The following is a 13,646-nucleotide window of genomic DNA, read 5'->3' on the forward strand; positions in this document are numbered from 1 at the left end:
ATCCCCGCAGGAGAGCCGCCGCCATGACGACGTTCGCCGCATCGATCGACCAGACCCTGGAACGCGAACTGCCGGCCGCCGCCAGCGGTTGCCAGCACGCCTATGGCCGCATCGTGCTGGCCTGCCAGAACACGGTCACCGCCATCGCGCTGGCCATCACCCGCGACCGCCAGGCCAGCGAGGACATCGCGCAGGAGGCTTTCGTCAAGGGCTGGCAGCAGCTGCACCAGCTGCGCAGTTCGACCAGTTTCCTGCCCTGGCTTCGGCAGATCACCCGCAACCTGGCCCGCGATTGGCTGCGTGCACAACGTGGCCGGCCGCTGACCGGCGAGGCCGCCGAGGTGGCGATGGGCATGGCCGCCGACCCTTCACCGGGCGCGGCCGACCGGCTGCAGCGGGTGGAAGAAGAGATCGCCGCCGAGGACATCATCTCCGCGTTGCCGGCCGACAGCCGCGAAGTCCTGCTGCTGTACTACCGCGAAGGGCAGCGCTCGCAACAGGTCGCCGATCTGCTCGGGCTCAGCGATGCGGCCGTGCGCAAGCGCCTGTCACGTGCACGTGCCCTGGTGCGCGACGGCCTGCTGCAGCGCTTCGGTGAGTTCGCGCGCAGCAGCGCGCCGAGCGCCGCATTCGCTACGGCGGTGGTTTCGATGGTACTGGTGGCCGCGCCCGGCACGGCCAGCGCAGCGATCCTGCTCGGCACCGGTGTCGGCGTGGGCGGCAGCAAGCTGGGCCTGGGCGGCGTCAGTGCCGCAGGCGGGGCAGCCATGGGTTCACTGACGGCCGCCGCCAGCCAGCTGCACCTGATTCCCGCCAGCGACTGGGCCACCGTTGCCGGTGGCGTCATCGGCGGCATCATCGGCAGCTACCTGGGTGGCCGCTTCCTGCTGCGCTTCGCAGACACCCAGCAGGAACGAACAGCAGTGCGACGCTTCGTGCACCTCAATACGTTCACCGCGATGGTCGTCTGCACCAGCCTGCTGATCTCGCTGATGCTGCAGGTGCCAATCTGGCTGCAACTTGCGATTCTCGTCATCGGCCTGGGTACGGTGAGCTACCAGTGCCTGGTGCCGCTGCAGCGCGTGATGGCACCCATGATCGCGCGCGATTCAGCGCGGCGCGGCCGCAGCGGAACCAACTGGAAATACGAATCCGTGTACGGGCGCACCGGCATCATCGGGGCGAACGTATTCGTGATCGGCCTGGTGGTATATGCGCTGATGCGCAACGGAAACGTGTAACGGACAACGCCGGCAGTACGCCGGCGTTGTCATCGATCACTGCATTGAACCTCAGCGCTGCGGCTTCGGCGCAGCGCCATCACGCGGACCGCCATGGCGCGGGCCACCGTGCATCGGGCCCTTGGCGGCGTCGAACTCGGCCTTGCTCAGCTGGCCGTCCTTGTTGGTGTCGGCGGCAGCGAACCAGGCGTCACGATGCTGCTTCATGCGCAGCTCGCGGTCGGCCTTGTCCAGGTAGCCGTCCTTGTTCAGATCAAGCTGGTCGAAGCGCGCGGCCAGGCGCGGATCGGCCTTGGCTTCCTCGCGGCTGATGCGGCCGTCCTTGTTGACGTCCAGCTTGGCCCAGCGCTCACCGCCGTGGCCACGTCGCCCATGCTGCCAGCGCGGCAGCTCATCGCGCGAGAGCTTGCCGTCCTTGTTCTTGTCCAGCTCGTCGAACTTCGCGGCCAGGCGCGGGTTGGCGGCGGCCTCGCTGCGGTCGATGACGCCGTCGCCGTTGGTGTCCAGCCTGGCCGGGCGCTGCGCGGGCGTGGTCGGGGTGTCGGCCGCGAGCGCGATACCGGAAGCGGAGGTGCCGAGCAGCAGGGCCAGCAGCAGGGGGGTACGGATCATGAGGTCACTCCTGGAGATGGGAACAGCGTCGGGGTGATCACTTCACCCTCGGGGGACAACAACGCCCGGGCGCGACGTCGGTTGACGCTACTGCCGATTCCATTCATCCGCCGGACAGTCGCCGCCACTGCGACAACCTGGGGCTATGCTGTGCCCATGGCGATACATGGCGACAGAGACGACGAACTGCGACTTTTCCAGACCGGCGAGCACCCCTGCGGGTACTGGTCGGACCGGGTGGCACGCGACCTGGTGCTGGACCCGAACGACCGCCGCCTCGGTGCGCTCTATCCGCTGGCACTGAGCTGGGGCTTCCGCCGCAGCGGCGACCTGGTCTACCGGCCGCATTGCGCGCACTGCCAGGCCTGCGTGGCGGTGCGCATCCCGGTGGCGCGCTTCGCTCCGGACCGCAGCCAGCGCCGCTGCGCCGCCCGCAATGCCGACCTGGAGGTGCGGATCACCGCCGCCACCGCGCGCGACGACCTGTTCGCGCTGTACCACCGCTACCTCACCCACCGCCACGCCAACGGCGGCATGGACGACCATGGACCGCACGAGTTCGAGCAGTTCCTGATAGGCAGCTGGTCGCACACCCGCTTCATGGAAATGCGCCTGCCCGGCCACGACGGCCAGCCCAGCCAGCTGCTGGGGGTGGCGGTGACCGACGTCACCGAGCACGGCCTGTCGGCGGTCTACACCTTCTTCGACCCGGACCACGCCGCGCGCGGGCTGGGCACCTTCGCGATCCTGCAGCAGATCGAATGGGCGCGCCGCGAGGGGCTGCCGCACGTGTATCTGGGCTACTGGATCCGCGGCCACCAGAAGATGGACTACAAGCGTCGCTTCCATCCGCTGGAAGCCTACGATGGCCGCCGCTGGCACGATTTCGACAACGATCTGGACGGGCGCTGACAAACCGCTGACACCGGGCCGGGTGCACAATACGGCCCATGAACATGACCCGCCGCCATCCCCTGATCCTCGCCCTGGCCCTGCTCTGCGGCGCCACGGCCCCCGCCTTCGCCACGTCCCCTGCGATGACCGAAAAGCCGTCCGCTGCGCTGCGCCTGGCCACCTACAACACCTCGCTGTACTCCGATGACGCCGGCGGCCTGATCAAGGAGCTGGAAGGCGACAGCGAGCACGCGCGCAAGATCGCCGCGGTGCTGCAGCAGGTGCGCCCGGACCTGGTGCTGCTGAATGAGTTCGACTTCGACGACGCCCATCGCGCCGCCGACCTGTTCCAGAAGCGCTACCTGGAAGTGGCCCAGCCCGGCGGCGGCAAGCCGCTGCACTTCGCCTACCGCTACCTGGCACCGGTCAATACCGGCGTGCCCAGCGGGCTGGACCTGGACAACAACGGCGTGGTCGGTGGCGAAGGCCGCAGCCGCGGCAACGATGCATGGGGCTACGGCCTGCACCCGGGCCAGTACGGCATGCTGGTGCTGTCGCGCTACCCGATCGATGAAGCCAAGGTGCGCAGCTTCCAGCTGCTGAAGTGGAGCGCGATGCCCGGTGCGATCCGCCCGGTCGATCCGCGTACCGGCAAGAGCTTCTACAACGACCACGTGTGGTCGCAGCTGCGCCTGTCGTCGAAGTCGCATTGGGACGTGCCGGTGAAGACCCCGGCCGGCGTGGTGCATGCGCTGGTCTCGCACCCGACCCCGCCGGTGTTCGACGGTCCGGAGAAGCGCAACGCGGCGCGCAACCACGACGAACTGCGCCTGTGGCAGGAATACCTGTCCAAGGGTGACAAGCCATGGCTGTGCGACGACAAGGGCCAGTGCGGCGGTCTGGCGCAGGATGCGCGCTTTGTGATCCTCGGCGACCTCAACAACGACCCGGCCGATGGCGATGGCCGCCATGAGGCGATCGTCGAGCTGATCGAGAACGCCCGCGTGCTGCGCTACCCCACCCCGCGCAGCGTCGGCGGCGAGCAGACCAGCCTGGCCTATGCGGCCAAGGGCATCGAGCGCAAGGGCGCACCGTTCCACGCCACCGGCGATTTCGGCCCGAAGTCCGGCACGATGCGCCTGGACTACGTGCTGCCCTCGACCGGTTTCGAGTACGTGGGCAGCGGCATCTTCTGGCCGGCCAATGAGAGCCCGGAAGCGAAGATCGCCGACGGCAGCGACCACCACCTGGTGTGGGTGGACGTGCGGTAGAGCAGCGTACCGACCAACGGTCGGTACGCACCGGGTTTCGGTAGGCGACGACCGTTGGTCGTCGCTCCTTTTTTACGGGCGCAGTTCGACGCCGATGGCGTCGGCGGCATCACGCGCGATGGCGCGTGCTTCGTCGATGGTTGCCGCGCGCGCCAGGGTCACGCCCACGCGGCGGTGGCCATGCACGCTCGGCTTGCCGAACAGGCGCACGGCGGTGTCCGGCACCTGCAGCGCGGCGGCGACGTTGTTGAAGTACGGCACGCCCTCGCCGTGCGCCAGCAATGCGCACGATGCCGACGGGCCGCTCTGGCGAATCACCGGAATCGGCAGGCCAAGGATGGCGCGCGCATGCAGCGCGAACTCGCTCAGTTCCTGCGATACCAGCGTCACCAGGCCGGTGTCGTGCGGGCGCGGCGACACTTCGCTGAACCACACCTCATCACCCTTCACGAACAGCTCGACACCGAACAGGCCCCAGCCGCCAAGGTCGTCGGTGATCGCGCGCGAAATCTCTTCGGCACGCGCCAGCGCGGCGCTCGACATCGACTGCGGCTGCCAGCTTTCGCGGTAATCACCCTCCTTCTGCAGATGGCCGATCGGCGCGCAGAACGAGGTGCCACCGGCATGGCGCACGGTCAGCAGGGTGATCTCGTAATCGAAATCGATGAAGCCTTCGACGATGCAGCGGCCGGCACCGGCACGGCCACCGGTCTGCGCGTACTCCCACGCTGGGGCGATGTCCGCCTCGCTGCGCAGGGTGCTCTGGCCCTTGCCCGAGGACGACATCACCGGCTTGACCACGCACGGCAGGCCGATGGCGGCCACGGCAGAACGGTATTCGGCCTCGGTATCGACGAAGCGGTACGGCGAGGTCGGCAGGCCCAGGGTCTCGGCGGCCAGGCGGCGGATGCCTTCGCGGTCCATGGTCAGGCGCGCAGCGCGCGCGGTCGGGATCACCCGCAGGCCCTGTTCCTGTTCCAGCTGGACCAGGGTTTCGGTGTGGATGGCCTCGATCTCCGGCACCACCAGGTGCGGCTGCTCCTGGGCGACCAGCGCACGCAGGGCCATCGCGTCGAGCATGTCGATCACGTGCGAGCGGTGCGCGACCTGCATGGCCGGCGCATCGGCATAGCGATCGGCGGCGATCACCTCCACGCCCAGCCGCTGCAGCTCGATGGCCACCTCCTTGCCGAGTTCGCCCGAGCCCAGCAGCAGCACGCGGGTGGCGGAGGGGGACAACGGAGTTCCTAGCTTGGCCATGGCGGTTCCAGCAGCGATGTGAAGGCGGGTGGGCATTCTAGCTGGCCGACCGCCCCGGCCACGGCATCCGACGAACGGTAGTCGACAAGTGATATCACTTTGATATCTTCACTCCGAACCCTCAAGGACGTACCGCCATGAAAGAGAAGTCGCTGTCTTCCCTCAACGGCCTCGGCACGCTGGCCGGCGCCCTGCTCGTCGCCCTCGCTGGCGCCGCCCTGTTCGTACTGGGAGTGGCAGCCAAGGCCAGTGCCGGCTCGCCCAATCTGTTGCTGATGCTGCTGGGCGCCCTGCTGGTGGCGCTGGGCGTGTTCATCCTGGCAGGCCTGTACACCATCCAGCCCAACCAAGCCGCCGTGCTGAGCCTGTTCGGCAAGTACGTGGGCACGGTCAAGGACAACGGCCTGCGCTGGAACAACCCCTTCTATGCCAAGCGCCGGGTCAGCCAGCGCGTGCGCAACTTCGAGAGCGGCAAGCTGAAGGTCAACGAGCTGGACGGTAGCCCCATCGAGATTGCCGCAGTGATCGTCTGGCAGGTGGTCGATGCCTCCGAGGCGGTCTACAACGTGGACGACTACGAGAGCTTCGTGCACATCCAGTCCGAATCCGCGCTGCGCGCGATGGCCACCAGCTACCCCTACGACCAGCACGAGGATGGCCAGCTGGCCCTGCGCAGCCACGCCAGCGAGATTTCCCAGCACCTGAAGAACGAGCTGGCCGAGCGTCTGGCCGACGCCGGCGTGCAGGTGATCGACGCACGCATCAGCCACCTGGCCTACGCCGCTGAAATTGCCCAGGCCATGCTGCAGCGTCAGCAGGCCAACGCGGTGATCGCCGCTCGCACGCGCATCGTGGCCGGTGCAGTCGGCATGGTCGAAATGGCCCTGGCCGAACTGCAGAAGAATGGCGTGGTTGAACTGGACGAGGAACGCAAGGCGCACATGGTCAGCAACCTGCTGACCGTGCTGTGCTCGGACCGCGGCACCCAACCGATCGTCAACGCCGGTTCGCTTTACTGAGCCATCCTCGCAACGGGGCGCCCCACCGCCCCGCCAGGAGTTTTCATGAGTGAGAAGAAAGCCTATCCGCTGCGCATCAATGCCGAGGTCCTGGCCGCGGCACAGCGCTGGGCTGACGACGAGCTGCGCAGCCTCAACGCGCAGATCGAATACGTACTGCGCGACGCCCTGCGCAAGGCAGGACGCCTGCCGAAACCCACGCCATCGCCGGAGGACAAGGAATGAGCAAGCGCTGGAGCTACCAGACCATCGAGGTCAAGACGTCCATGATGGGTGTACTCAAGCCCGAGGACATCCAGGCCGAACTCAGCCGCCAGGGCCAACTGGGCTGGGAACGGGTCAACATCATCATCCCGGCGCCGATGCGCCCGGCGATGCTGGTGTTCAAGAAGGAGGCCTGAACCATGGGCGGCAGCGACCCGAAACCCTTTGACGTGGCCGAGAGCTCGCCGCTGCGCGTGCTCTGGATCGTGCTGCCGCTGCTGGCTGCCTTCGTGGCCTGCCTGTATGCACAGCTGTACAAGGCACCGGCGAGCGCACCCTGGATCGAAGTAACGCTGTCGCCGCCCTGGTTCCGGATGGGCGGCAGTGCGGCATGGAGCCTGCTGGTGATTGCCCTGCTGGGCATTGGACTGGGCACGGCCTTCTTCCGCCGCCGGGTGGAACTGGCCGGCGATGTGCTGGACGTCCGTTCAACGATGTACCGGCGGCGGGTGCCGGTGGCGCAGTTGCGGCTGGACCAGGCCGAGGTGGTCGACCTGCAGCGTGACCGCCGCTATGGCATCCGTGTCAAAACCAATGGCTATTCAATGCCGGGCTTCTACTCGGGCCACTTTCGCCTGCAGGGAGGCGGCAAGGGCTTCGCCCTGGTCACCGACCGTGCGCGGGTGCTCGCCCTGCCGGTCAGTGATGGCAGCACGCTGCTGCTCAGTGTGGACCGGCCGCAGGCGCTGCTCGATGCGCTGCGCAAGGTGGCCGCGTCGGCGCCACGGCAGTAAGCTGCGGCGATGCAACGACGCGCCCCCCTGCTGATCAATACCGAGGCCATCGAGCTGTGGCCCGCCCACCTGTTGCGCGCACGCTGCAACCTGGATGCACGCCTGCTGTCGCAGGCGCAGTGGGTGCTGCGGCGCAAGCGTGATGGCCGCTATCTGGCGGTGGTACTGGCGCAGGGTGTGCACCCCATGGTGCCGCGCCTGCCGCGCGAACCCGGGGTCGAGGAAGCACTGGCACTGCTGGATGCCGCGGCTGCACGGCCCTTCGGCGCCGGACTGGAAGATCAGTGGCTGCCGCTGGCCGGGTTGCAGCAGCGCCTGCAGCAGCTTGGCCTGGATGGACAGCGCTATGCCGACGACAGCGGCCTGCCGCTGGAATCCGAGCCGTGCCTGCTGCACTTCGCCGGTCGCGACCGCTTTGCACGTCCATTGTGGCTGCGCCGTGGCGCCGCGCAGGGCTGGCGACGGATGCGACTGCACGCGGCACGGGATGGAATTGCGCTGGATGCCATCTCCGGCTTCCGCAGCCATGCCTACCAGTTGGGCATCTTCGAACGGAAGCTGGCGCGCGGCTTGAGCGTGGCAGAGATCCTGAAGGTGAATGCCGCACCGGGTTTCAGCGAACACCACAGCGGCCACGCGCTGGACATCGGCACACCGGGCGACGCCCCGGCCGAAGAGTCGTTCGACGCCACCGATGCGTTCGCGTGGCTGCAGGCGCATGCCGGCGGGCACGGCTTCCATCTGAGTTACCCGCGCGACAACCCGCACGGCATCGTCTACGAACCGTGGCACTGGTGCTGGAGACCGGCCAACGGCTGAGCCCCTCATGGCGAAAGCCTGGAGCGGTCAGCGCATAGCCGCGGGATGGAACAAGAAGGCAAAGACAGAAGCCGGTCGCTTCGCTCGAAGCCTCTACAACGGATCAGCGCGCGGCTGTTGGGTCCGCCTTCAAGCGAGCCGAGCACCGCAGGTCCGGCGAGGGCGAAGAGGTGCGGGTGTCTGAGCGCAGCGAGTTCCCGCACCGCCCCTCGACGGGCCGAGGAGCGCAGGGGACCGGTGCGCAGCGCCGGCTCGCGGCCGGCGGCGCGTTTCTTTTGGTTACTTTTCTTTTCGCGCGAAAAGAAAAGTAACGCCCATGAACCATCACGATCGCATCGGCATGGATCGGAGCGACAGCCCTGCGACCGTCACCGCCTCAACGCATTGATCGCCAGCAACACCCATCCGGCCATCATGCTGGTGCCCCCGATCGGCGCCATCCGCGTCGGCCACTGCCACAAGGCACCGCCCACCAGGCTGCCGGAAAACAGCAACACGCCCAGCAGCAGCACGTACAGCGCCAGGTGCGCGGTCGCCCCCTGCGCACGCGGGCCAAGCGCCACCAGCACCGCGCCATGCGCGAACGCATACAGTGCCGCCATGTTCAGGTGCTGCTGTGAAAGCGGGTCAGCCACACCGTGCGATGCGTAGGCGGACAGGCCGATCGATGCCGCCGCCAGCAGCGCACCAAGGCAGGCCAGCAGGGAAGGCTTACGTGCGCGACGTTCCAGGTTGAACATGGGGGCTCCTTGCACAGCGCCCTTTCCGGGCGCCAGATGAAAAAAAACGCGCCGCAATGAGCGGCGCGTTTTCGTGTCCAACACTACATGGGTCAGCCGAGGCTTACTTGACGGCCCAGTAGATGTCGTAGGTACCTTCCGGGGTGAACGACTTGTCGATGCCATCCTTCCAGGTTTCGTACGGACGGTCGATCACTTCGTTGCCGGAGGTCACAGCCCAGGCGCGCAGGCCGTTGCGGGCAACGTCCAGACCCGCCATGTGGCCGGTGTAGGCCGCATGTGCCGAGCGGTGCGGAGCCACGTGCACGTACTTCACCGGAGCGCCACCGTCGATCTTGACGGTCAGGGCCTCAGCGGTGGCACCTTCAGCACCCTTCTTCTTCACCGGCTGGGCGATGTCGAAGGCGTACTTCTCCTGGCCGAAGTCGGTGGTGATGATGCGGAACGGACCGGCGGCTTCAAGGCCATTGGCCTCCATCACGCGCTTGATCCACTCCTGGTTGTCCTTGATGGACTTGGTGATCGTGTCCTGACCGCGGTCCACGTTACCGGCGTTGACGACCAGCAGATCCTCAGCCGGCACATCGACGATGGCCAGATCGGTCAGCGGGGCTTCCGGCGTGCGGTAGTCGACGTTCGGGACGGTGGCCAGCATGTTGGCCATGCGCGACAGGCCCATCTTGATGTCGTCGCCGATCTGGCGGCTGACATACAGGCCTGCATAACGGCCGAACAGGTCGAAGCCGTACTTCACCGAGTAGTCCTGGGTGATCTTCACGTTGCGGCCACCCTTGCCGGTCGGCTCCAGGGTGAAGGTGGTGACCTTGTCGTGACCCTTGGTGGCGTCTTCGATGGCGATCGCAACGCGCTTGTTCTCTTCGGCGTCGGTGATCTTCCAGGAGCCGGTGCCCAGGTCCTTGGAGGTGAAGTCCAGGGTGGCACCCTTGCCGGAGACCGGGCCGGACAGCTTCAGTTCAACGGCGGGATCGCGCAGTACCAGCGGGTTCCAGTCCTTGAAGCGGCGCAGGCTGCTGACCGTGTCGTACACGATCGTCATCTTGCGGTTGGTCTCGATGCTTTCGGTGATGTGACGCTCGCCCGGCAGACATACGCCAATGATGACGAACAGGCCAGCCACGATCCCCAAGGCGATCAGGAACTCGATAATACGGGTCATTCAGAGAGTCTCCGGGGCCGATCCCACGGCCGGGTTGATTGAAGCGAAGCGCCAATCCTAGCAGGCTTCGCGGGCATTGTTTATCGGGATTGGCGCACCGGTTTCCCTGCCGGCTGCGTATTTGTATGGACAAAGAATTCGAAGGGTAACGCATACCGCTACCCGGCAAGTAGGGGGGCACCTTGGCCGGAACCCCCTGCCACCACCCAAGTCTTTGTACCGAAACGATTTTCCTCAGACCAGCTGGAGTTCGAACGCCTTCAGTACCGCGCGCGTACGGTCGCGCACACCCAGCTTGGAGAGGATGTTGGACACGTGGTTCTTGATGGTGCCCTCGGCCACGCCCAGCGAGTTGGCGATCTCCTTGTTGGAGAAGCCGCTGGCCATCAGCCGCAGGATCTCGGTCTCGCGGTCGGTCAGCGGGTCCGGGCGGTCCAGGCTGACGAACTCGTTGCGCATGTGCTCCAGGCCCGACAACAGGCGCTGGGTCACCGCCGGCTGTACCAGCGAACCCCCTTCGGCCACGGTACGGATGGCACCGACCAGCTGTGCCAGGGTCACATCCTTGAGCAGGTAACCCTTGGCACCGGCCTTGAGGCCAGCCAGCACCAGCTGATCGTCATCGAAGGTGGTGAGGATGATGGTCGGCGGCAGCTGTTCCTGCCGCGACAGCACCTGCAGCGCTTCCAGTCCGGACATCACCGGCATGCGCATGTCCATCAGGACCACGTCGGGGCGCACCTGCGGGATCAGCTCGACCGCCTGCCGGCCATCGCCGGCCTCGGCCACTACCTCGATGCCATCGTCGAGCGCCAGCAGGGAGCGGATTCCCTGCCGCACCAGGGTTTGGTCATCGACCAGGCAGACGCGAATCATCAACGTACTCCTTCAGGAACCTTGGTAAGGGCGGCCACCAGCACCGTTGCCGGCACCGTTGCCCGCAGGCGGAAGCCTTCACCGGGACGGGTCTCGATCTGCAGCTGGCCACCACATTGTTGCAGGCGCTCGCGCATGCCGCGCAAGCCATTGCCCACATTGACCATGTCCGCGCCGACACCGTCGTCGCGGGCCTCCACCACCACCCGGTCCGGGGCTTCACGGTACACCTTGATCCACAGGTGGCGCGCACCGGCGTGGCGCACCGCGTTGGTGATGATCTCCTGGGTACAGCGCAGCAGGACGTGGGCCCGCTGGGGGTCCTCCACGTTCAGCGGATCCTCGATCTCCAGCTGGATGTCCAGCGAGGGCACGTTCTCGGTCAGCGGGCGCAGCGCCGCGGCCAGGTCGATCGCGCCGGTCTCGCGCAGCTGGCTGACCACCTCGCGCACGTTGCCCAGCAGCAGTTTGGCCAAGGTATGGGAGCGCTTCACGTGCTCCAGCGCCTGCCCTTCGGCCAGGTGCCCGGCCACTTCCAGGTTCAGGGTCAGCGCGGTCAGCTGGTGGCCCAGCAGGTCATGCAGCTCGCGCGAGATGCGGGTGCGCTCATTGACGCGGGCACTCTCGGCAAGCAAGGCGCGGGTGGCACGCAACTCTGAATTGAGCCGGCGCTGTTCGTCGCGCGCCTCGGTCTGCTGCCGGGCAACCAGGCTGGTCACGAAGATGAACATGGAAAAGCCGCCGTACAGCAGCGACTGCATCACCGCTTCGAACAACGGGAAGCGCAGCAGCAAGTAGTAGACCGGGGCCACCGCCAGTTGGCTGACCAGCAGCCACAGCACGCCCAGCCGCACCGACAGCATCCACGGGATGACCCCGGCGGCCACCATCATCAGGATGCTGCCCAGGCCCGAGCCGCTGAGGAAGCTGACGCCCAGCGCCGAAATCGTCAGCAGCAGCAGCAGGCCGCGGTCCAGCCAGCTGGTGGGGCTGTCGCTGCGCAGGATGCGGGTCAGCCAGTAATAGGAGGTGCCGAAGGACAGGTAGGCGACGAACAGCAGGACCGCCCAGCCACCCATGTCACCGCGGCTGTGCAGGTTCTCGAACTGCGAGTACGCCAGGGGCAGACCGACCATGACCCAGGTGAACAGGCCGGCCAGGCGAAGGACGCGGGTATGGCTGAGGACTCCCAACATGCCAGCACTCTACGGGCCCGGCCTGCACACCGCACCCCACGGAAGTCATGCCTGCCCGGTCGCCTGTTCATGCCGCAGCCCACCCCGGGCATGCAATAATCGTGCGCAGGGTCCCTTGATGGACCAACCGCGTTACCCCACGGAGTCACAATGTCGATTGTCATCCGCGACGTGCGCGAGCACGAGCTCGATTCCGTCCTGGCTTTGAACAACAACGCTGGCCTGGCCATCCTTCCCCTGGATGCGGCCCGTCTGCGCCTGTTCTATGAAACCGCTGAGTATTTCCGCGTCGCCGAGCGCGACGGCAACCTGGCCGGCTTCCTGATCGGCTTCGGCAGCGACAGCCAGCACGACAGCAGCAACTTCGCCTGGTTCAAGCAGCAGCTGGACACCCCCTTCTTCTACATCGACCGCATCGTGGTCGCCAGCCGCCGCCGCGGCGGTGGCGTCGGCCGTGCGTTCTATGCCGACGCGCAGAGCTTTGCCGAGCTGCGCTACCCGCAGATGACCTGCGAAGTCTTCCTCGACCACGGCGCCGATGCCGCCCTGCTCTTCCACGGCAGCTTCGGCTTCCGCGAGCTGGGCCAGAACACCATGGCCCAGGTCGATGTGCGTGCCAGCATGCTGGCCAAGGAACTGTGCAGCTACCCGTGGGTCCAGGAGACCTACGGCGGCAAGCTGCCGGATGTGGCATGGACACGCGCCCGGCAGCTGCCGGCGCAGGCACAGCGGCCGACGGGGACCTGAGCGTGGCGGTGAATTTCGATTACGAACAGGCCGGTGAACTGAAGATCGGCCAGGTGGGCATCGCCAACCTTCGCATCCGTACCCTTGATGTCGAACGCCTCGTGCAGGAAATGCGCGAGCGCGTGACCCGTGCGCCGAAGCTGTTCGGCCGCGCGGCGGTGATCCTCGATTTCGGCGGCCTGAGCCAGGTTCCGGACGTGGCCACTGCACAGGCGCTGGTCGATGGCCTGCGCAGCGCCGGCGTGCTGCCGGTGGCGCTGGCCTATGGCACCAGCGCGGTCGACCTGCTCTCGCAGCAGCTCGGCCTGCCGCTGCTGGCCAAGTTCCGCGCCCAGTACGAACGTGCCGAGGCCGAAACGGCCCCGCCGCCGCCCGCACCGGAACCGCGCCGCGCCGCGCGTGCCGAACCGAAGCCAGCCCCGGCCGCACCGGTAGCCAAGATCGCCGATGCAGCCGCGCCGCAGCCGGGCCGCATGCAGCTGGGCAACGTGCGTTCGGGCCAGCAGCTGTACGCGGAGAACTGCGACCTGACCGTGATGGCCACCGTCGGCGCCGGCGCCGAGGTCATCGCCGATGGCAGCATCCATATCTACGGCACCCTGCGCGGCCGCGCGCTGGCAGGGGCCCAGGGCAACACCGCGGCACGCATCTTCTGCCGTGATTTCCATGCGGAACTGGTGGCCATTGCAGGCCACTACAAGGTACTGGACGATGTTCCGGACAACCTGCGCGGCAAGGCCGTGCAGGTGTGGCTGGAACAGGACCAGATCAAGATCGCTGCGCTGGACTGACGCAG

Annotated in this window: 16 protein-coding genes; 10 read left to right on the forward strand and 6 right to left on the reverse strand. The window is 67.0% G+C overall.

All coding sequences use genetic code 11. The features are described from left to right. Window positions 1-23 precede the first annotated feature (23 nt). Entirely contained in the window at window positions 24-1,241 is a 1,218-nt protein-coding gene (locus AC5P68_RS08750; RefSeq protein ID WP_033833353.1) for an RNA polymerase sigma factor, read from the forward strand. A 51-nt stretch (window positions 1,242-1,292) separates the two neighbouring features. Here the strand turns inward: AC5P68_RS08750 and AC5P68_RS08755 are convergent, their stop codons facing one another. Then, window positions 1,293-1,853, reverse strand: a complete 561-nt coding sequence (locus AC5P68_RS08755; protein WP_033833352.1) for an EF-hand domain-containing protein — start codon at window positions 1,851-1,853, stop codon at window positions 1,293-1,295. Window positions 1,854-2,009: 156 nt separating this feature from the next. On the opposite strand from AC5P68_RS08755, the gene AC5P68_RS08760 reads away from it, so the two are divergent. Together AC5P68_RS08760 and AC5P68_RS08765 are read left to right on the forward strand one after the other, a co-directional pair. After that, complete coding sequence (locus tag AC5P68_RS08760; RefSeq protein ID WP_005408547.1) at window positions 2,010-2,765, forward strand: arginyltransferase; 756 nt, start codon at window positions 2,010-2,012, stop codon at window positions 2,763-2,765. 38 nt (window positions 2,766-2,803) lie between these two features. Then, on the forward strand, window positions 2,804-4,018 hold the full coding sequence (locus tag AC5P68_RS08765) for an endonuclease/exonuclease/phosphatase family protein (protein WP_164208179.1): 1,215 nt from the start codon (window positions 2,804-2,806) through the stop codon (window positions 4,016-4,018). A 72-nt stretch (window positions 4,019-4,090) separates the two neighbouring features. Here AC5P68_RS08765 and purT read toward each other — a convergent pair whose 3' ends face one another. Further along, window positions 4,091-5,278 carry a formate-dependent phosphoribosylglycinamide formyltransferase gene (gene purT, locus AC5P68_RS08770; RefSeq protein ID WP_231522633.1) on the reverse strand — a complete coding sequence of 396 codons (1,188 nt, stop codon included), beginning with the start codon at window positions 5,276-5,278 and terminating at the stop codon, window positions 4,091-4,093. Between the two features lie 137 nt (window positions 5,279-5,415). Here purT and AC5P68_RS08775 point away from each other — a divergent pair, with 137 nt between their 5' ends. Genes AC5P68_RS08775 through AC5P68_RS08795 form a run of 5 tightly spaced genes read left to right on the forward strand, consistent with a single transcriptional unit; the run spans window position 5,416 to window position 8,114 of the window. Then, complete coding sequence (locus tag AC5P68_RS08775) at window positions 5,416-6,297, forward strand: SPFH domain-containing protein (protein ID WP_005408544.1); 882 nt, start codon at window positions 5,416-5,418, stop codon at window positions 6,295-6,297. 45 nt (window positions 6,298-6,342) lie between these two features. Beyond that, window positions 6,343-6,522, forward strand: coding sequence for a type II toxin-antitoxin system antitoxin (locus AC5P68_RS08780; RefSeq protein WP_005408543.1), 180 nt, complete (start codon window positions 6,343-6,345; stop codon window positions 6,520-6,522). Continuing rightward, on the forward strand, window positions 6,519-6,698 hold the full coding sequence (locus AC5P68_RS08785) for a DUF4177 domain-containing protein (protein ID WP_049431768.1): 180 nt from the start codon (window positions 6,519-6,521) through the stop codon (window positions 6,696-6,698). Before AC5P68_RS08780 ends, AC5P68_RS08785 begins: the two co-directional genes overlap by 4 nt. A gap of 3 nt (window positions 6,699-6,701) precedes the next feature. Beyond that, window positions 6,702-7,295, forward strand: coding sequence for a PH domain-containing protein (locus AC5P68_RS08790; protein ID WP_024956285.1), 594 nt, complete (start codon window positions 6,702-6,704; stop codon window positions 7,293-7,295). Window positions 7,296-7,304: 9 nt separating this feature from the next. After that, the gene (locus AC5P68_RS08795) at window positions 7,305-8,114 is read left to right on the forward strand and encodes a M15 family metallopeptidase (RefSeq protein WP_495216955.1); all 810 of its coding nucleotides are present in this window, start codon (window positions 7,305-7,307) and stop codon (window positions 8,112-8,114) included. 368 nt (window positions 8,115-8,482) lie between these two features. Here AC5P68_RS08795 and AC5P68_RS08800 read toward each other — a convergent pair whose 3' ends face one another. From AC5P68_RS08800 to AC5P68_RS08815, 4 genes are all read right to left on the reverse strand, one after another. Further along, window positions 8,483-8,854 carry a DUF423 domain-containing protein gene (locus AC5P68_RS08800; protein WP_033833348.1) on the reverse strand — a complete coding sequence of 124 codons (372 nt, stop codon included), beginning with the start codon at window positions 8,852-8,854 and terminating at the stop codon, window positions 8,483-8,485. A gap of 103 nt (window positions 8,855-8,957) precedes the next feature. Beyond that, window positions 8,958-10,031, reverse strand: coding sequence for a polyketide cyclase (locus tag AC5P68_RS08805; RefSeq protein ID WP_111188054.1), 1,074 nt, complete (start codon window positions 10,029-10,031; stop codon window positions 8,958-8,960). A gap of 234 nt (window positions 10,032-10,265) precedes the next feature. After that, a complete protein-coding gene (locus tag AC5P68_RS08810; RefSeq protein WP_005408537.1) occupies window positions 10,266-10,907 on the reverse strand; it encodes a response regulator in 642 nt (213 codons plus the stop codon). Then, entirely contained in the window at window positions 10,907-12,103 is a 1,197-nt protein-coding gene (locus tag AC5P68_RS08815) for a sensor histidine kinase (protein WP_005408536.1), read from the reverse strand. Before AC5P68_RS08815 ends, AC5P68_RS08810 begins: the two co-directional genes overlap by 1 nt. Window positions 12,104-12,253: 150 nt before the next feature. Here AC5P68_RS08815 and AC5P68_RS08820 point away from each other — a divergent pair, with 150 nt between their 5' ends. Together AC5P68_RS08820 and minC are read left to right on the forward strand one after the other, a co-directional pair. Continuing rightward, entirely contained in the window at window positions 12,254-12,850 is a 597-nt protein-coding gene (locus AC5P68_RS08820; protein WP_005408535.1) for a GNAT family N-acetyltransferase, read from the forward strand. Further along, window positions 12,796-13,641, forward strand: coding sequence for a septum site-determining protein MinC (minC, locus tag AC5P68_RS08825; protein ID WP_049403214.1), 846 nt, complete (start codon window positions 12,796-12,798; stop codon window positions 13,639-13,641). Before AC5P68_RS08820 ends, minC begins: the two co-directional genes overlap by 55 nt. The last annotated feature ends 5 nt before the right edge of the window (window positions 13,642-13,646 follow it).

This window comes from Stenotrophomonas sp. YJH_SMC_58, from assembly GCF_059369635.1.

Coding starts and splice junctions, on each gene's coding strand:
- AC5P68_RS08750 (WP_033833353.1), top strand. CDS start 24: ATGACGACGTTCGCCGCATCGATCGACCAGACCCTGGAACGCGAACTG.
- AC5P68_RS08755 (WP_033833352.1), bottom strand. CDS start 1,853: ATGATCCGTACCCCCCTGCTGCTGGCCCTGCTGCTCGGCACCTCCGCT.
- AC5P68_RS08760 (WP_005408547.1), top strand. CDS start 2,010: ATGGCGATACATGGCGACAGAGACGACGAACTGCGACTTTTCCAGACC.
- AC5P68_RS08765 (WP_164208179.1), top strand. CDS start 2,804: ATGAACATGACCCGCCGCCATCCCCTGATCCTCGCCCTGGCCCTGCTC.
- purT (WP_231522633.1), bottom strand. CDS start 5,278: ATGGCCAAGCTAGGAACTCCGTTGTCCCCCTCCGCCACCCGCGTGCTG.
- AC5P68_RS08775 (WP_005408544.1), top strand. CDS start 5,416: ATGAAAGAGAAGTCGCTGTCTTCCCTCAACGGCCTCGGCACGCTGGCC.
- AC5P68_RS08780 (WP_005408543.1), top strand. CDS start 6,343: ATGAGTGAGAAGAAAGCCTATCCGCTGCGCATCAATGCCGAGGTCCTG.
- AC5P68_RS08785 (WP_049431768.1), top strand. CDS start 6,519: ATGAGCAAGCGCTGGAGCTACCAGACCATCGAGGTCAAGACGTCCATG.
- AC5P68_RS08790 (WP_024956285.1), top strand. CDS start 6,702: ATGGGCGGCAGCGACCCGAAACCCTTTGACGTGGCCGAGAGCTCGCCG.
- AC5P68_RS08795 (WP_495216955.1), top strand. CDS start 7,305: ATGCAACGACGCGCCCCCCTGCTGATCAATACCGAGGCCATCGAGCTG.
- AC5P68_RS08800 (WP_033833348.1), bottom strand. CDS start 8,854: ATGTTCAACCTGGAACGTCGCGCACGTAAGCCTTCCCTGCTGGCCTGC.
- AC5P68_RS08805 (WP_111188054.1), bottom strand. CDS start 10,031: ATGACCCGTATTATCGAGTTCCTGATCGCCTTGGGGATCGTGGCTGGC.
- AC5P68_RS08810 (WP_005408537.1), bottom strand. CDS start 10,907: ATGATTCGCGTCTGCCTGGTCGATGACCAAACCCTGGTGCGGCAGGGA.
- AC5P68_RS08815 (WP_005408536.1), bottom strand. CDS start 12,103: ATGTTGGGAGTCCTCAGCCATACCCGCGTCCTTCGCCTGGCCGGCCTG.
- AC5P68_RS08820 (WP_005408535.1), top strand. CDS start 12,254: ATGTCGATTGTCATCCGCGACGTGCGCGAGCACGAGCTCGATTCCGTC.
- minC (WP_049403214.1), top strand. CDS start 12,796: ATGGACACGCGCCCGGCAGCTGCCGGCGCAGGCACAGCGGCCGACGGG.